Annotated in this window: 18 protein-coding genes; all 18 read right to left on the minus strand. The window is 50.4% G+C overall.

Going from position 1 to position 16,584, the window contains the following annotated elements; genetic code table 11:
- Nucleotides 1-161: 161 nt before the first annotated feature.
- Complete coding sequence (locus HA052_RS17075) at nt 162-605, minus strand: ClpXP protease specificity-enhancing factor (protein ID WP_166452802.1); 444 nt, start codon at nt 603-605, stop codon at nt 162-164.
- A gap of 9 nt (nt 606-614) precedes the next feature.
- Nucleotides 615-1,217, minus strand: coding sequence for a glutathione S-transferase N-terminal domain-containing protein (locus HA052_RS17080; RefSeq protein ID WP_039756141.1), 603 nt, complete (start codon nt 1,215-1,217; stop codon nt 615-617).
- Between the two features lie 151 nt (nt 1,218-1,368).
- The gene (locus HA052_RS17085) at nt 1,369-2,133 is read right to left on the minus strand and encodes a cytochrome c1 (RefSeq protein ID WP_081545221.1); all 765 of its coding nucleotides are present in this window, start codon (nt 2,131-2,133) and stop codon (nt 1,369-1,371) included.
- Between the two features lie 16 nt (nt 2,134-2,149).
- Complete coding sequence (locus HA052_RS17090; RefSeq protein ID WP_166452803.1) at nt 2,150-3,487, minus strand: cytochrome b; 1,338 nt, start codon at nt 3,485-3,487, stop codon at nt 2,150-2,152.
- Nucleotides 3,488-3,501: 14 nt separating this feature from the next.
- Nucleotides 3,502-4,086: a ubiquinol-cytochrome c reductase iron-sulfur subunit gene (gene petA / locus HA052_RS17095; RefSeq protein WP_081545219.1), complete on the minus strand. Its 585-nt coding sequence runs from the start codon at nt 4,084-4,086 to the stop codon at nt 3,502-3,504.
- A 114-nt stretch (nt 4,087-4,200) separates the two neighbouring features.
- Entirely contained in the window at nt 4,201-4,947 is a 747-nt protein-coding gene (locus HA052_RS17100) for a Nif3-like dinuclear metal center hexameric protein (RefSeq protein ID WP_166452804.1), read from the minus strand.
- Between the two features lie 120 nt (nt 4,948-5,067).
- Nucleotides 5,068-6,708, minus strand: a complete 1,641-nt coding sequence (groL, locus tag HA052_RS17105) for a chaperonin GroEL (RefSeq protein WP_081545217.1) — start codon at nt 6,706-6,708, stop codon at nt 5,068-5,070.
- A 49-nt stretch (nt 6,709-6,757) separates the two neighbouring features.
- Entirely contained in the window at nt 6,758-7,045 is a 288-nt protein-coding gene (groES, locus tag HA052_RS17110) for a co-chaperone GroES (RefSeq protein ID WP_081545216.1), read from the minus strand.
- Between the two features lie 150 nt (nt 7,046-7,195).
- Nucleotides 7,196-8,299 carry an MraY family glycosyltransferase gene (locus tag HA052_RS17115; RefSeq protein WP_166452805.1) on the minus strand — a complete coding sequence of 368 codons (1,104 nt, stop codon included), beginning with the start codon at nt 8,297-8,299 and terminating at the stop codon, nt 7,196-7,198.
- Nucleotides 8,300-8,421: 122 nt separating this feature from the next.
- Nucleotides 8,422-9,234: a glycosyltransferase gene (locus HA052_RS17120; RefSeq protein ID WP_166452806.1), complete on the minus strand. Its 813-nt coding sequence runs from the start codon at nt 9,232-9,234 to the stop codon at nt 8,422-8,424.
- A 1-nt stretch (nt 9,235) separates the two neighbouring features.
- Nucleotides 9,236-9,997: a polysaccharide deacetylase family protein gene (locus HA052_RS17125; RefSeq protein ID WP_166452807.1), complete on the minus strand. Its 762-nt coding sequence runs from the start codon at nt 9,995-9,997 to the stop codon at nt 9,236-9,238.
- Nucleotides 9,997-11,019 carry a lipid II:glycine glycyltransferase FemX gene (locus HA052_RS17130; RefSeq protein ID WP_166452808.1) on the minus strand — a complete coding sequence of 341 codons (1,023 nt, stop codon included), beginning with the start codon at nt 11,017-11,019 and terminating at the stop codon, nt 9,997-9,999. The genes HA052_RS17125 and HA052_RS17130 overlap by 1 nt, the downstream gene beginning before the upstream one ends.
- A gap of 27 nt (nt 11,020-11,046) precedes the next feature.
- Complete coding sequence (locus HA052_RS17135; protein WP_166452809.1) at nt 11,047-12,162, minus strand: DegT/DnrJ/EryC1/StrS family aminotransferase; 1,116 nt, start codon at nt 12,160-12,162, stop codon at nt 11,047-11,049.
- A 190-nt stretch (nt 12,163-12,352) separates the two neighbouring features.
- A complete protein-coding gene (locus tag HA052_RS17140) occupies nt 12,353-13,258 on the minus strand; it encodes a glycosyltransferase (RefSeq protein WP_166452810.1) in 906 nt (301 codons plus the stop codon).
- Between the two features lie 13 nt (nt 13,259-13,271).
- Nucleotides 13,272-14,249: an NAD-dependent epimerase/dehydratase gene (locus HA052_RS17145; RefSeq protein ID WP_166452811.1), complete on the minus strand. Its 978-nt coding sequence runs from the start codon at nt 14,247-14,249 to the stop codon at nt 13,272-13,274.
- Entirely contained in the window at nt 14,213-15,001 is a 789-nt protein-coding gene (gene rfbF / locus HA052_RS17150; RefSeq protein WP_166452812.1) for a glucose-1-phosphate cytidylyltransferase, read from the minus strand. The genes HA052_RS17145 and rfbF overlap by 37 nt, the downstream gene beginning before the upstream one ends.
- Nucleotides 14,998-15,450, minus strand: coding sequence for a dTDP-4-dehydrorhamnose 3,5-epimerase family protein (locus tag HA052_RS17155; protein WP_206118941.1), 453 nt, complete (start codon nt 15,448-15,450; stop codon nt 14,998-15,000). The genes rfbF and HA052_RS17155 overlap by 4 nt, the downstream gene beginning before the upstream one ends.
- Nucleotides 15,435-16,544 (minus strand): CDP-glucose 4,6-dehydratase, encoded by a 1,110-nt coding sequence (rfbG, locus tag HA052_RS17160; protein ID WP_166452813.1) that lies wholly within the window; start codon nt 16,542-16,544, stop codon nt 15,435-15,437. Before rfbG ends, HA052_RS17155 begins: the two co-directional genes overlap by 16 nt.
- Nucleotides 16,545-16,584: the final 40 nt, after the last annotated feature.

Genomic DNA, 16,584 nt, shown 5'->3' on the forward strand with positions numbered 1-16,584 from the left:
AAAACAGCTAAGGGAGCGGAATGTACTTGCGGTACATGAGCATTTCGAAAGTGTTTTCAACGCCGTATCGCTGACGCGCAGCAGATCGTAAACAGGTTCTAAGACGCCCGTGAAAAAGCCGGCCCTATACGGACCGGCTTTCGCTTACGGCATTGAAACCGCTATTTGACGATGCGCAGGCTAGGACGCCCCGTCGGCTTGATCGGAGCCTCAGGCTCCGCCGGACTGTCCGCTGGCTTGGCTTCGTCGTCGGCCGCCACCGGTTTCAGTGCCGGCGCGGCGGCTTCAGCCTCTCCCAACTCGACTTCGAAACCCATGCCTTCACCGGTTTCCCGTGCAAAAATCGACATCACATTGCCAATCGGCACCCAGATGTCGCGGGAAACGCCGCCGAAGCGAGCGGAAAACGACAACCAGTCATTGTCGATACGCAGGTTCTTGGTGGCCGAAAGACCGATATTCAACACGATTTCGTTGTTTTTCACGTACTCGTGCGGCACATCGGCGCGCTCGTTGACCCATACCACCACATAGGGCGTGAAACCGTTGTCGCCGCACCACTCGTGCAGCGCTCGGATCATGTAGGGCTTGGTGCTGGAGCTCATTGGCAATCCTTATTTGCGCATAGCCTTTTCGGACGGCGTCAGCGAGTCAATGAAGGACTGGCGCTGGAAAATACGCTCGGCGTACTTCAGGATGGGCGCGGAGTTTTTGCCCAGATCAATATTGTAATGCTCCAAACGCCACATCAGCGGCGCAATCGCCACGTCGATCATGGAGAAATCATCGCCCAACATGAACTTCTGCTTGGCGAAAATCGGCGCGATCGTAGTCAAACCGTCACGGATGGCCTCGCGAGCCTTGTTCGCTTCCTTGCCGGTGGCACCGGCTTCCAGCGCCTTGACGTGGATGAACAGCTCGTTTTCAAAACGGTAGAGAAACAAACGCGCGCGCGCGCGCATCACCGGATCCGCCGGCATCAGCTGCGGGTGCGGGAAGCGTTCGTCGATGTACTCGTTGATGATATTGGATTCGTGCAGGATCAAATCGCGCTCGACCAATACCGGCACCTCATTGTAGGGGTTCATCACCGCCAGATCTTCCGGCTTGTTATGGATGTCCACATCAATGATTTCGAAATCCATTCCCTTTTCAAAAAGCACGATGCGACAACGCTGGCTGAACGGGCAGGTAATTCCGGAGTAAAGAGTCATCATGGCAGGAGGAAATCCTTAACTAACAATGGGTTGATTCAGCTGGGCATTCTAGCACTTTCCCCCACCCCATTTCCAGCACTGCATCATAAGCCCATGATTTGAAAATAAAAAAGGCGGATTTCTCCGCCTTGATCAAAGCTGAAAAACTCGCTTAATGCACGTCGCGCCAGTACTCTTTCTTCAAGAAATACGCCAGCGGCAACAGCAACAACGACAGGAACATCAATACAACATAGCCGATCTGCTGACGCTTCACTTGCGCCGGTTCGCCGACATAGACCAGGAAGTTGGTCAGGTCCGCCATCCGCTTGTCGAACTCCACGGTGTTGGCCTTGCCGTTTTCCAGCTTGGTCAGAGTACCGGCCTTGATCAGCTCCAGCTTGTGCTCCTCATGGCCTTCCGCGTTCTTCTCGGTTTTCAGCACCTGCTCGCCTTGCCATTCCCAGAAGATGTGAGGCATGCCCACCTTGTCGAACACCGCGTTGTTCCAGCCGGTAGGCCGGCTCGGATCGCGATAGAAGCCGCGCAGATAGCCGTACAGATAGTCGGCGCCGCGAGAACGCGCGATCAGCGACAAGTCCGGCGGCGTGGCGCCGAACCAGGCTTGAGCATCCTTCTTGTTCATCGCGATGTTCATCTGATCGCCAATCTTGACACCCTCCGGCAGCAGGTTCGCCTTGATCTGCTCTTCGGTCAGGCCGATATCGGTCAGGCGGTTGTAGCGCATCGCGCTGGCCGAGTGGCAAGACAGGCAGTAGTTGGTGAAGATCTGCGCGCCGCGTTGCAGGCTTTCCGTATCTTGGATATTGATAGGCGCCTTGGGCAGCTTGGCCCCTTCGCCTGCAGCCAACGCCGTGGCGCTGAACGGCAACGCCAGCGCCATGGCCGCGATCAGGTGGCGGATTTTGCTTTTCATGAGTCCTCTCCCCTTTTTACACGTTCATGGCGAATACGGCGGCGGCCACTATGGTCACCACCACTAGCACCGCAAACCGGATTTGGCGCTGGGCGTTGGTATCGGTCACCCGCGTCGGCACCGGAATGCTGCCCACATCGTTCTTGGTATAGAACGGCATCCCCAGGAAGAAGGCGAAGTAGACGAACGAGAGCACCTGCGCGATCACGGTACGGGCATTGGTGGACGGCAAGGCGCCCAGAATGCCAAGACCGATGAAGGACACGATGAACAGGACCAGCATGAACTTGAACTTGGGACCGCGGTAGCGGATGGACTTAATCGGCGAGCGATCCAGCCACGGCAGGAAGGCGATCAGCACCACGGCCGCGCCCATCGCCAATACACCCCATACCTGGGTACCCAGGAAGGACGGGATGGCGCGCAAGATGGCGTAGAACGGGGTGAAGTACCATACCGGCGCGATATGCGGCGGGGTCTTCAACGGGTCGGCCTGATCGAAGTTGGGGTTCTCCAAGAAGTAACCGCCCATTTCCGGCATGAAGAAGACAATAGCCGAGAACACGATCAGGAACACCACCACGCCCAACACATCCTTAACGGTGTAGTACGGGTGGAAGGGGATGCCGTCCAGCGGAATGCCCTTATCGTCCTTCAGTTTCTTGATCTCAACGCCGTCCGGGTTGTTGGAGCCTACTTCATGCAAGGCGATCAGGTGAGCAACCACCAGAGCCAGTAGCACCAGCGGCACGGCGATCACATGCAGCGCGAAGAAGCGGTTCAGCGTGGCGTCAGACACCACGTAGTCGCCGCGGATCCACACCGACAAGTCGGGACCGATCACCGGAATGGAACCGAACAGGTTGACGATCACCTGCGCGCCCCAGAACGACATCTGGCCCCAAGGCAACAGATAGCCCATGAAGGCCTCGGCCATCAGGCACAGGAAGATCAGCGTGCCGAACACCCACACCAGTTCGCGCGGCTGCTTGTAGGAACCGTAGATCAGGCCGCGGAACATGTGCAGATACACCACCACGAAGAACATCGATGCGCCGGTGGAGTGCATGTAGCGGATGATCCAGCCTCCGGCCACATCGCGCATGATGTATTCGACCGAAGCAAAGGCGACCGGGATGCCGGCTCCATTCAAGGTGCCGTCCGGTTTGTAGTTCATGGTCAGGAAGATGCCGGTGACAATCTGAATCACCAGCACCAGCATGGCCAGCGAACCGAAGAAGTACCAAAAGTTGAAGTTCTTCGGCGCGTAATACTCGGTAACGTGCTCCTTGAGCATCGACGATAGCGGAAAACGCTCGTCTACCCAGTTGAGCAGCTTTTGTCCTTTAGTCATGTAGCCCCCTCAGCTTATTTGTCTTCGCCAATCAGCAGGCGGGTGTCGGACAGATATTTGTGCGGCGGAATTTCCAGGTTCTTCGGCGCCGGCACGCCTTTGTAAACGCGCGCGGCCAAATCGAACTTGGAACCATGACAGGGGCAGTAGAAACCACCCAGCCAGTCCGGGCCCAAATCGGCGGGCGCGATATCCGGACGGTGGGTCGGCGAACAGCCCAAATGCGTGCAGATGCCGACGGCAATCAGCAACTCTGGTTTGATCGAGCGATGCTCATTCTGGCAATAGGCCGGCTGTTGATCCATCTCGGACTTCGGATCCACCAGCTTCTCGTCCAGCTTCGGCAGGTTTTTCAATTGCTCCGGCGTGCGGTTCAGCACCCATACCGGCTTGCCGCGCCACTCAACGTTGATCTTCTGGCCCGGCTCGATCTTGCCGATATCCACCTCGACGGGAGCGCCGGCGGCCTTTGCCCTCTCGGACGGGAAGAAACTCATCAGAAACGGCGTAGCCACTCCGGCCGCCGCCACACCACCAACAGCGCTGGTTGCAACCGTCAGAAAGCGACGGCGCCCCGCATCGACTTGTTGTTCACTCATTACAGTCATCCTCAAACGTGGAAACCGAGCCCAAAACTGCCTGATTTTACCCGATTCCGAGTAGGGACTTGAAGCTTCTATGCAAATAAATTGGCCGAAGCCCCGCTTAGCCTCTTAAACCGGGTTGGAAATGTCTACAAATTCAACACTTATGCCATGAAGCTGAGCCATGCGCTCGCCCAAAGCCTTGATGCCAAAACGCTCCGTGGCGTGATGCCCCGCGGCGATGAAAGCCACATCACACTCCATTGCCATATGATGATTTTGCTCTGACGCTTCTCCGGTGATGAAAGCATCCACCCCCAGATCGATGGCTTCGGCGAAGAAGCTCTGCGCGCCGCCGGTACACCAGGCCACGCGCGAAATCGGCTTGTCCGCCCTGCCCAAGAGCAAGGCCTCGCGCCCTAGGCGAGCGGAAACGTGCTCGCGAAAATCCACCGCGCGGCCTCCACGCCGCCATGACCCATGCCATAGCAAGCCCTGCTCGCCCCCCTGCCCCAGAGCGTCCAAATCCAGCACCTTGCCCAGCATCGCGTTATTGCCCAACTCCAGATGAGCATCCAAAGGCAGGTGGTAAGCCAACAAGCTCAAATCATGCTCCAGCAATGCCTTGACCCGTTGGCGCTTCATACCGCAAATCCGGGCGTCCTCTCCCTTCCAGAAATAACCGTGGTGCACCAACACGGCGTCCGCTCCACGCAACGCCGCCTCATCAACCAAGGCCTGGGAAGCCGTCACCCCAGTCACCAACTTGCACACCGTGGGCCGGCCTTCCACCTGCAGCCCGTTGGGGGCGTAGTCCTTGAACCGCCACGGCTCCAACATCGTGTCCAGACTACTCAGCAACGCCTTCAATTCCATCGCGCATTCCTTAATTTAATATATGCCCCAGCTTTATTTTGCCAGAAGCCAACTCATTTTAAGGCCACAAAAGAAAAACCCCGCCGTAGCGGGGTTGTTCAAAGCCGATGAGGCGTCAGCTTACATCATGCCGCCCATACCGCCCATGCCGCCCATATCCGGCATGCCAGCCGCCGGCTTGTCTTCCGGCAGTTCAGCGATCATGCAGTCGGTGGTCAGCATCAGGCCAGCAACGGAAGCAGCGTGCTGCAAAGCGGAGCGGGTCACCTTGGCCGGATCCAGCACGCCCATTTCCAGCATATCGCCGTACTCGCCGCTAGCCGCGTTGTAACCGAAGTTGCCTTTACCTTCCAGCACCTTATTCACCACAACCGACGGCTCTTCACCGGCGTTCTTGACGATCTGGCGCAGCGGCGCTTCGATGGCTTTCAGCACGATCTTAACACCGGCGTCTTGATCGGCGTTGTCGGTCTTCAAGCTGTCCAGAGTGGAGCGGGCACGCAGCAGAGCAACGCCGCCGCCAGCCACAACGCCTTCTTCCACAGCGGCGCGGGTAGCATGCAACGCGTCTTCAACGCGGGCCTTCTTCTCTTTCATTTCCACTTCAGTGGCAGCGCCAACCTTGATCACAGCAACGCCGCCGGCCAGCTTGGCCACGCGTTCTTGCAGTTTCTCGCGATCGTAATCGGAAGTGGCTTCTTCCATTTGCTTGCGGATCTCGCCCACGCGCGTCTGAATCTCAGTAGCCTGGCCGGCGCCGTCGATGATGGTGGTGTTTTCCTTGCCCACTTCAACGCGCTTGGCTTGGCCCAGCATTTCCAGCGAAGCTTTTTCCAGGGTCAGGCCCACTTCTTCGGCAATCACGGTGCCGCCGGTCAGGAAAGCGATATCCTGCAGCATGGCTTTGCGACGATCGCCAAAGCCCGGAGCCTTAACAGCAACGACTTTCAGGATGCCGCGGATGGTGTTGACCACCAGAGTGGCCAGCGCTTCGCCTTCCACATCTTCAGCAATGATCAGCAGCGGACGGCCGGATTTGGCCACTTGCTCCAGAACCGGCAGCAGGTCGCGGATATTGGAGATCTTCTTGTCGAACAACAGGATGAAGGGATTGTCCAGAGCGGCAATCTGCTTGTCCTGGTTGTTGATGAAGTACGGGGACAGGTAGCCGCGGTCGAACTGCATGCCTTCAACCACGTCCAGTTCGTTGTTCAGGCTCTTGCCGTCTTCAACAGTGATCACGCCTTCCTTGCCCACTTTTTCCATGGCATTGGCGATGATGTCGCCAATGTCGGAATCGGAGTTGGCGGAGATGGAGCCAACCTGAGCGATTTCCTTAGTGGTGGCGCACGGCTTGGCAATCTTGGCGATTTCGCCCACCAGCGAGGCAACGGCTTTGTCGATGCCGCGCTTCAGATCCATCGGGTTCATGCCGGCGGCAACGTACTTCATGCCTTCCAGCACGATGGCTTGAGCCAGCACGGTGGCGGTGGTTGTGCCGTCGCCGGCAACGTCGGAAGTCTTGGAAGCGACTTCTTTCACCATCTGCGCGCCCATGTTCTCGAACTTGTCTTTCAGCTCGATTTCCTTGGCGACGGATACACCGTCCTTGGTGATCGTCGGAGCGCCGAAGGAGCGGTCCAGCACCACGTTACGGCCTTTCGGGCCCAGAGTCACTTTAACGGCATCAGCCAGGATGTTGACGCCGGTTACCATCTTGGCGCGAGCGGAATCACCAAACTTTACGTCTTTAGCAGCCATTCTTAAATCTCCAGAATTCTGAGTAAGGGAAGTTCAGATGCGGGTCGGATTACTCAACGATGCCCATTACATCTTCCTCGCGCATCACGAGGACTTCATCGCCGTCAACCTTGACAGTCTGACCGGAGTACTTGCCGAAGATGACCTTGTCGCCAACTTTCAGCTCCAGCGAGCGACGCTCGCCGTTGTCCAAGATCTTGCCGTTGCCTACGGCCAACACCTGGCCCATGTCCGGCTTCTCTGCGGCTGCGCCCGGCAGAACGATGCCGGAAGCGGTTTTTTCTTCAGCCTCGAGGCGCTTGATAACAACACGGTCGTGCAAAGGACGAATTGCCATGGATCTCTCCTATTACAGTGGCTGTTGAGAGTTGAAACCTGTTGAGTTGAGGCGGGCGTTAGCACTCACCTGCTACGAGTGCTAATGATAGGGGCGAGGGGAAGGGTTTTCAAGAGCTTGCCGCAGCAATTTTCGACAGACTCCGGAGCGTCAGAGGCGGGTCGACTTACGCAGCAACATCCAGCGAGGTGTGCGGAAACGGATGATCATCCTGTACAGACGAACATAGCTGAAAATAAAAGCAAGTACGAAGCCAATCAGCACAGGTGTATTGTTCCAAAACAACATAGCAGGCACGACGGAAAGCGAGGACAAAGCCCACAGATACGGAGAGGTCAGGCTATTGCGCTGAGTCAAGTGAGCAGCATCTTTTGAACCTACCATCCATAATACAACTCGCTTGTAAATAATCTGGTGCAAATGCAAGGCATCAGGATATCCCACCGCGCGATTTTGCAGAAATTTTCTTCTATATATTGAAAATAATGTTTCAAAGACAGGGTAAATCACACACAGCATGGGGAACCATGGCGAGACACCGGAATGTCGTTGCACGAGAAGCACGGCGATCTCCGCAATCATAAAACCTACCAAGTAGGCTCCGCCATCTCCGGCAAAAATCAAGCCTCTAGGAAAATTCCAAAACAAAAAACCAGCAATTGCACCAATCATAGCAAAACAGAGCCCCATTAACTCTGCGTCTTGCACTTTGAAAGAAACATATGCCATGGCCAAGAAAATAAAGATAGCAACAACCCCAGAGAGCCCATTATACCCATCTATTATGTTAACAGCATGAGCCACTCCACCCACAGCGACAACCGTCAATAACAAAGATAGAGGCCACCAGTGAAACAAAATGGCATCCACAATGGGAATATCCAAACGAGCCAGCCCCGCATCAATAACAAAATAGGCAACAGCTGCGGCAAGAAAAGTAGCCATGAGACGAGGTCCAGGGCCAATTTTTTTTGTCAAATCTTCAATCAAACCCGCGCAAAAAGCAGGCAGGGAAGCCAACACCAACATGGAAGGCAACCATGACTTGGTGAAAAAAAACAAGACAAAACAACCAGAAACCAAGCCAGCCATAATCGGCCCCCCCCCTACCCGAGGGACTGGCTTTGCATGAAACTTCTGCACACCACACAAATCATGATCAGCAGAAAACTTTTCATGCAAATGAGAAAAACGAATCAAAACAGCACCAAATATCAGCGCAATAAATGTTGAGATCAATAATATCTGTAACATACCCTTCTCACGAATCTTTCTTTAAGGCTCCATCAAAACACTTGTCCAATGAGCCTGATTATCCCATGGCAGGGCAAACAGTTCCAAACACGCTGATATCCGAAATGACCAAAAAACCACAATCAGCTTCTAAGTATCAACATATAAGCCAGCCGCCGAACCCAATTCGGCAGCACACGAATACTAGCTCGGACAGTAAAATTAGACAAAAATTCAGAAAGAGAGAGAAATCCCCAACGATACATACGGTACAACATCGCCGCCTCTATAGGAATCTGAGACCAACCGCCTCTCCGTTTAAACATCTCTCGCCCTCCGCGCACTTCGACCAAAATTTCTGGCAGGTTTTGAAACCGAGCCCCATGCAACAACATTCTGACATAAAGATCATAGTCTTCAAATGTACGCATCTCCGTGTAGCCTCCTGCCTCCAAATACTTTGCTTTACGGAACATTGCAGTCACATTGTTCATAGGACTACGCCGTTTCGCATAACGCCACACGTCATCATGCATCTCGGGAACTTTGCGAATGGCCTTCATATCTCCTGGGAACTGATCGAACTCCCGAATCCAACCACCAACGACATCAGCGCCCCCATAGATCAGCACTAGTTGCTTTTCAAAACGCGTTGGTACGCTAAGATCATCTGCATCCATTACTGCGACCACTTCATGAGCCGCAGCAACAATTCCATGGTGACGAGCGCCACCAGGTCCTAGCGACTTCTCCAGCCTAAGCACGCGGACTGTTCCCAGCTTTCTTATCTGCTCAACAACTAGCTCATGCGAAAGCTCAACCGGACCGTCTAAGACCAGGACTAACTCATCCGGCACACGGGTCTGATTAAAAACGCTTTCCCCGGCAGCCAAAAGTTGCTCAGCATGGTCACCTCGATAGGTTGCCATAACTACGGACAGACCCTGTCCTATCATTCTATTTTTCCCCTAATACCCAATTTCGCCAACGGATATAACGCTCACGGCCGATAAGCCCCTTAGCAGCCCCCTTCACTTGATCTTCAAATACCCAGCGAAGACGCGTGCCCATTTTGGGCTCCATAACACCGACGATATCCTTCCAAACCATTGTTGAGTAAATTGAATTTCTAGGAATAATATATTCGGCTGCATTAACCACGCCATGCATAGATGTACATAAGTAACGATACCCCATAGACAGGCCAAGCTGATGCAACCTAGAGGAGCTGTCTCCGAAGGGATAAGAAAAAGCATCAACTGACGCCCCCAGAAAGGACTCTAACTGTTGCTTTGACTCGTAAAGCTCAATCTCAGCATCTTTTATAGAAAGCGCGCTCAGGCGCCGATGACTAACACTATGAGAACCAATGTACATCCCATATCGATGCATTTCATCTACCTGCGACCAACTAATATGGCCTGGCGTGCCAATTTTACTCGTAATCAAAAAGAAGGTCGCTTTAATTCCACGCTCGACCAATAAGGGGAAGACAATATCGTAATCCGAAAGATAACCATCATCAAAAGTGAGCATCCACTTTGCATTTTCGCCTAGTCCGTCTGGAGCAAAAACAGCCCACCGATTGCCAATAAAATCTATAATTTGACTAAAAGTATCTACTGATACATCCTCCCAATCGACTACAGCCCCACGATTAATCTTGTGCAACACCAATGGAATCATTCCATGCAAAGACAGATCTGAACGTACGGCCATCACACCCCTCCCAACCGGAGCCATCCTTTACTGACCGCCCACAACGCCATGGGCTCAACTATACCAAAGAGACGTGACCGATGAACCCATCTACTATGAGTGAACTCATACCCGCCAAAGCTGCGTTTAAACTTATCAATAGATGGCACACCAAGCCCCCCCATATCGTATTCGGTAACCCCCAACCGAATTGCCTCCTTAATGGCATGCCATTGCAATACAGATGTCGCAGCAGACCTCATCCCCAGTTCGTTTGCAGCCCCAGACAGATATAACATACGCGAACCATCAATCAAAAAAATACCTCCTGCAATCATCTCTCCATTCATGGTAGCGTTCACACAGTGCGCGACACCCTCCTTAGATAAAGAAATCATCTGGCGGTAAAAAGATAATGGGTGAGGTACCTTTAAATTTTGCCTTGCAAAGGTTCCAATCAACATGCCGTAGTAATCAGCAATCCATTTTTCATCAGGTAATAGCGAACTAACAACAACCCCAGCTTTTTCCGCCTTTCGCGTCATATTACGCGCGCGCCCCTCAAATGAACCCCAAACAGCATCCTCACCTTTGGCCAGATCAACCAGTAAAGTATCCCTTCGAACAAAGTCATAACCCAAGGAGAACAGTTCATCTCCCCAATTTTGACTTCCACGGCTTCCCCATTCAATATAGTGTCCCTCTTTTATCAGCAGGCCATGTATAGAAGCCATTGCAGCAGCTATCATTTTAGGCTCAGCGTCAGCGTGGAACAATGGCCCGGCAAACTCTGTATACATTCCACTCAGAGGGGTTCCAATCAAGCGAAACGGTCCCTTTCGCTTGCTCATGAAAGGAGTCAGTGCAAAAATTTTCCCATGATGGTCTAGGCAGCGAACAAAGCAGATATCGGCCCCAAATGCTTTTTTCAGTGCATCCAACCAGGGCAGCCTATGATAAATGGAGGCTATTCCCTCCCCAAATTCAACAAGACTCTCTTGGTACAATTCACGGGAAATCCATTCGCTTCTTATCTGCATCATCAAACAAACCCTGTAATGACTTACAAATTACAAACTATTGACATACCGACGAAGCACACTCAGGATGCGCACCAATTGGTACGGCCCAATACTCTGATGTACTGGCAACAGCGCCAGCCTAGTATTAAGCATATTACTGATAGGGTAAGACAATGGGTCCTGGGCAACTTCAGCTGGTAACTCATGCCATGGCCAGCGACAGGCACCAATCCCAGATCTTCGCAAATATGAAACCAGCTTGCCGGAATGATCTTCAAGAATTGCCCACTGCGGCGTACATCCCACGGGAAGTTTAGGAATATACGATATTAAACCCATAGCGGTGCAAGCCTCTACAAGCTGATTGTAATTGCCCTGTATAATCCGGCTTGTCTCTCTCAGGTAACATTCATCCGCCAAATAATGCCAAAGAGGCTTGGAAGCAATAGTAGGCAAGACCACACTGACTTGCTCTTCTACTTTACCCCCTCGTTGCAACTTGCGCCGGATATTATCAACCGTCTCAGAATAGATATTGGGCCAACCAAGTACGGCAATGCATCCCTCAAGAGCACGGCTGACAAAATAACGCACCGCATTTTGTGGCTCGCCAAGAGTATTTTTAAGGACACTCTGCTCATTTACAGAATGATTAAATCGCAGGGCCCCGCCATCCGGCACAGGCAAGGTTTTACGCATACTAAATATAGCGGCATCACCATACGAACCAACAGGAACACCATCAATGCTTGTAAGAAAGCTATGACAACAATCTTCAATAACTTTCACCCCTAGGGGGCGACACACTTCTACAATGTGTTTAACTGCGGCTGGAAAACCGAAAAAATGAACTAAGAGCACTGCCTTTACCTTATATTTTGCTATAGCAGCTAGAACTTTTTTTGAATCAAAATCCAAATTGGATTCAATATCCAAAAAAGCAACTTTATAGCCCATCTTTTGCAAAGGCTTAGTTATTGATGCACAGATGTATGCAGGAACAAGTATTACATCCCCTTGACTTAAACCCAGAAGAGGCAATCCGGCAAGTAAAGCATCTCGGCCACGCGGGTAAAATGAAAAAGGCCCAGCCGTCGATGGCACATGGTCCAAATTTTGAGAAAACAAATAATGCCAAGGAGATGGCCTAGCTAAAACTATCACCTACACTCCTACAGGTTGCAGCCTAATTTCACAGGCACTTTTTTCTTTGAAATAACACAAAAATTTTGCACTTCACCACAAAACGCCAACAACAATAACTCTTTCGTTGCGAACACGAAACACCAAACATAATGCCATGCGCAAGCATGGCTATTGAATATGGCATTCAACAATACCAACTTATACCAACTTATACCAACTCCAAATCTCTATGGCGAGAGAGACGAGTCCATACATGCCTAATGAGCCATAATGGTGCACGATAAAAAGCCCGAAGCAGCAGAAAAAAAGCCCTCCGCCACTGTCCGGTCTTCAGAACAGAAACCGCCTCCGCCAATAGCACTCTTGCAGAGACAAGGCGCCAAATCTTTTCATTGTTTTCCGTAAAATTTTGAACCTTAAAAACATGATCATGAAGCATGAAATTTAAATTCTTGTAATGTCTTGCTAAGTTAGCTGAGCTATTCCCCCCATGGATAAGGTACTCACCCTCAACTGAGTGCACGAAAGCAAAATCAGCTTTCTCATATGCAAGGCGAAGCCATAGATCGTAGTCCTCAACTGTTACAAGCTCACAATCCTCTCTAAATCGCAATTTTTTATCAACCAAAAATGACTTCCTCACTACAGTCGCAGAAGTAGAAAGTCGATTGCCCTCCATTAATAAAATACGATAAAAATCCTTACAAAAAGGGCCATACCTTAATACTACTTTTTTATCACTTTTATTACTTACAATCAATTCATCCGTGCTAATTACATCTGCCTGACTATTTTGAGCAATTTCTACTGAAACCACCTTTAGCTTACTAGAATACCAGAAATCATCTGAGTCCAAAAAAGCAAGCCATTCGCCCTGTGCATTTTCCACGCCCAAATTTCTAGAAGCCGCGATGACGCCATTATTGTGAATTTTAAGCAACCTTAAACGGCTATCCGAAAAAGAAGCAACAACCTCTTCCGTATGATCCGTCGAATGATTATCAATGATTAAGCACTCCCAGTCTGAAAAAGACTGGTTTATCACCGAGCCAATTGCACGCCTCAGAAATTCTGCATGATTAAATGTAGGGATAATCACAGTAAACATCGTCATTGACTAACCTCAATCACCGAAAATACTCATTGCAGTAGAGTAACAATTTATCAATCTCATCCATAAAACTCTCCATATCGCACAAAGATGGCAGATGATTACTCACATAATTTAGGGCTGGCCCCTCCTGTTCATTAGAACAAGACTGTCTTTTCAAGCCAACATCATAACCAAGAACCGGTTTGCAACGAGATTGTATTAACTCAGCCATAGCAATAACACTCATAGAGTAACCACTACCCACATTTAACAAAGGAGAAGGCCTCCCCCGACTCTCGTCAATTCGAAAGAAATCAACTTGACATAGTCTGTCAATTAATCCACATACAGCACTCAATGGAATGAAATCTCTATGCTGAAGTCCATTACCCTTCAAAGTTAGATTCTTGTTCTCCACCGCTTGGCGACATAAGTCATTAACCAATAGCATCCAACAACGAACTCGCGTAGCTAAGGGCCTACCAAATGCATTTGATAAACGCAGTACAATGCCTTCGATATGGCCTTGCTCGCCCGCCCACAATACGGTGTCCTCACCAGAGCGATGACTAGTCGCGTATGGATGCAAATTAGAGGGGCATGTCGACTCTGATATCCACCCTTGAAGTGGGCTTGCATAAACATGCGCTGTCGAAAGATGAATGAACCGCTTCACACCTGAAGCTATCGCTGCCTTTAACAATGATGCTACATACACACCATTTACCAACAAAGCTCCAGCAGGGTTGTAAGCACAATCAGTGGCATTCATCCCCATTGCGTTGACAATCACGTCAACATCCTGACAGATCGCTCGCAAACACTCTTCGTCCGACCACTCTATCGCAACCAAATCAACATCCAAAAGCCGACCTACGTCGGCTTTAATGTCTCGTGTTCCTAGGCGTACCTGGAAGCCGGAACATAACAAGTGTTCTGCTACTCTTCCACCAACAAGTCCACCTCCTCCAGTAATCAAAACACGTTTTGTTTTTCCCATTTTGTCGCCCATGGGGCAGCCCCTTTATCCCAAATAGACTGGAGAAGGTCGTTATCCCTTTTAGTATCCATACAATGCCAGAATCCTTCGTGACGGTAAGCCATCAGTTCGCCCGCAGCAGCAGCTCGCTCCATGGGCTCTCTTTCCAACATCGTCGCGTCATCATCAATCAAATCAAAAAAACCTGGTTCAAAGACAAAAAAACCACCATTGATCCACCCTTCTTGCAACTGGGGCTTTTCTTGAAAACTTGCGACACGGTCACCAGCAAGCTCCAACTCGCCAAATCTAGCTGCAGGTCTAACCGAAGATATTGTAACCATCTTTCCATGATTGATATGGAATGCTTCAAGGGCATTCAAATCAATATCAGCCAACCCGTCACCATAGGTCAACATACAGCGTTCATTTCCAATGAAATCACGTAACCGCTTGACTCGGCCACCAGTCATCGTCTGGCCACCCGTGTCAAATAATGAGACATTCCAATCGATATTATCATGTTGATGAGGAGTAACAACTCCACTACCCAAATTAACTGTAAAGTTAGAGTTCAGTGCATGATAATTTAAAAAGTAATCCTTTATAATATCAGCCTTATACCCTAATGCAACGACGAAATCTTTATAGCCATAGGACGCATAAGTCCTCATGATGTGCCACAAAACTGGTCGACCGCCAATTGGTACCATCGGCTTAGGAATAGTTCCAGTATACTCAGACAATCGAGTACCAAATCCACCAGCAAGAATAATTACTTTCATAAACTACCACTCCAATTAAAATCAATGTCGGCTAAAGCGAGACGATCCACCTCTTCCGGATCGTGCATCATATCTGCCAGATTCATCACTAAAGACTCAGAGCCACCAAGTCCTTCAAAGCCTAACCAAACCATGGGTGGAATAGTGAGACGGCCATAATTATCCGGAGAAAGATTTAACTGCTGAAACTGCCCACAAGTAGGCGATAGTGGACGATCATCGTACATAACAAAACGAACAGCGCCAACTGGCACAACCAGATTCAACGTCATTTTTTGATGACGCTTCCAGCCTTTAACAACCCCCTGTTTAATAAGAGAAAAGTATGCCTCACCAAAGCCCATATAGCCTGGATCGCAACACTTCATTGCATGTAAAACATCTCCACCGGGCACCTTCACACGAGCTAGCTTTGTCAACAGCACATCACTGATCATGCTTGAGCCCATGCCATACCCCTGCCTGCCGCAAGTGCTGAATATTCTTTGATTTGCGAAATCGAGAACTTAAGCATAGAGCCAAGCTCTTGCTCATAATGAGCTTTGTACCACTCAACCGTAAAACGCACCGTCTCCTCAAAATGCAACGTCGGCAGCCATTTCAAATCAACAAAAGCTTTATCGCAATTAAGTTTTAGCAAGCCGGCCTCATGCAAATGCTGCTGAGATGAAGTATCTACCCAGCTTACATTTTTCCAATGTTTACTCATCCCATTAATCAACTCACCAACAGTATGATTTTGATTAGCTGGAGGTCCAAAATTATAGGCCTCTCCATGCTTATCTGCATTGCGAGCGAGTTCAATACCTAGGGACAAATAGCCACTTAATGGTTCCAGAACGTGCTGCCATGGCCTCGTAGCCCTCGGACTACGAATTTCTACCTTTTCTCCACGTGACCATGCTCTCATGCAGTCCGGTACAATACGATCACTGGCCCAATCACCTCCGCCGATCACATTTCCCGCTCGGGCAATACCAAGGCGAACGTTACAATCTTCACTCGCAAAGAAAGAAGAGAAGTACGACCGTATAATGAGTTCAGCTACACCTTTTGAGCCGCTATATGGATCCTTGCCACCAATTCTATCAGTCTCTCGATACCCCCAAACCCACTCCACATTATCATAGGCCTTGTCACTGGTAATCATGACAGCAACAACGGGTTTATTCAAACTACGAAGCGACTCAAGCACATGTGCTGTACCCATTCCGTTCACAGAAAAAGTATCCACAGGATTGGCGTAAGAGTGTCTAACCAATGCTTGCGCTGCGAGATGAAATACAAAATCAGGTTGGACTTCATCTACAACCTGCTTCACAGCATAGCAATCACGGACATCTACTCTTCTGTCATCAACCAGAGCCCCGATACCCGACACTTCAAAATTACATGGCTCACTTGGTAAGGCATCAGAGAGTCCCACAACTTTTGCCCCCAATGAGGACAGCCAAATTGCGAGCCAAGACCCCTTGAAACCAGTATGCCCGGTAAGTAATACTGTTTTCCCACGATAAAAGTTCAACACGCTACGAATCTCCATCTAACCGATCTTAACACCATTGTGCCCGGCCAATTTTGCA

Origin of the sequence: Chromobacterium fluminis (assembly GCF_011602385.1) — a bacterium.
Classification (GTDB): Bacteria; Pseudomonadota; Gammaproteobacteria; order Burkholderiales; family Chromobacteriaceae; genus Chromobacterium; species Chromobacterium fluminis.

Bases quoted from the DNA above. Each gene is read 5' to 3' on its own strand.
- HA052_RS17075 (WP_166452802.1), bottom strand. From the start codon at position 605: ATGAGCTCCAGCACCAAGCCCTACATGATCCGAGCGCTGCACGAGTGG.
- HA052_RS17080 (WP_039756141.1), bottom strand. From the start codon at position 1,217: ATGATGACTCTTTACTCCGGAATTACCTGCCCGTTCAGCCAGCGTTGT.
- HA052_RS17085 (WP_081545221.1), bottom strand. From the start codon at position 2,133: ATGAAAAGCAAAATCCGCCACCTGATCGCGGCCATGGCGCTGGCGTTG.
- HA052_RS17090 (WP_166452803.1), bottom strand. From the start codon at position 3,487: ATGACTAAAGGACAAAAGCTGCTCAACTGGGTAGACGAGCGTTTTCCG.
- petA (WP_081545219.1), bottom strand. From the start codon at position 4,086: ATGAGTGAACAACAAGTCGATGCGGGGCGCCGTCGCTTTCTGACGGTT.
- HA052_RS17100 (WP_166452804.1), bottom strand. From the start codon at position 4,947: ATGGAATTGAAGGCGTTGCTGAGTAGTCTGGACACGATGTTGGAGCCG.
- groL (WP_081545217.1), bottom strand. From the start codon at position 6,708: ATGGCTGCTAAAGACGTAAAGTTTGGTGATTCCGCTCGCGCCAAGATG.
- groES (WP_081545216.1), bottom strand. From the start codon at position 7,045: ATGGCAATTCGTCCTTTGCACGACCGTGTTGTTATCAAGCGCCTCGAG.
- HA052_RS17115 (WP_166452805.1), bottom strand. From the start codon at position 8,299: ATGTTACAGATATTATTGATCTCAACATTTATTGCGCTGATATTTGGT.
- HA052_RS17120 (WP_166452806.1), bottom strand. From the start codon at position 9,234: ATGATAGGACAGGGTCTGTCCGTAGTTATGGCAACCTATCGAGGTGAC.
- HA052_RS17125 (WP_166452807.1), bottom strand. From the start codon at position 9,997: ATGGCCGTACGTTCAGATCTGTCTTTGCATGGAATGATTCCATTGGTG.
- HA052_RS17130 (WP_166452808.1), bottom strand. From the start codon at position 11,019: ATGATGCAGATAAGAAGCGAATGGATTTCCCGTGAATTGTACCAAGAG.
- HA052_RS17140 (WP_166452810.1), bottom strand. From the start codon at position 13,258: ATGACGATGTTTACTGTGATTATCCCTACATTTAATCATGCAGAATTT.
- HA052_RS17145 (WP_166452811.1), bottom strand. From the start codon at position 14,249: ATGGGCGACAAAATGGGAAAAACAAAACGTGTTTTGATTACTGGAGGA.
- rfbF (WP_166452812.1), bottom strand. From the start codon at position 15,001: ATGAAAGTAATTATTCTTGCTGGTGGATTTGGTACTCGATTGTCTGAG.
- HA052_RS17155 (WP_206118941.1), bottom strand. From the start codon at position 15,450: ATGGGCTCAAGCATGATCAGTGATGTGCTGTTGACAAAGCTAGCTCGT.
- rfbG (WP_166452813.1), bottom strand. From the start codon at position 16,544: ATGGAGATTCGTAGCGTGTTGAACTTTTATCGTGGGAAAACAGTATTA.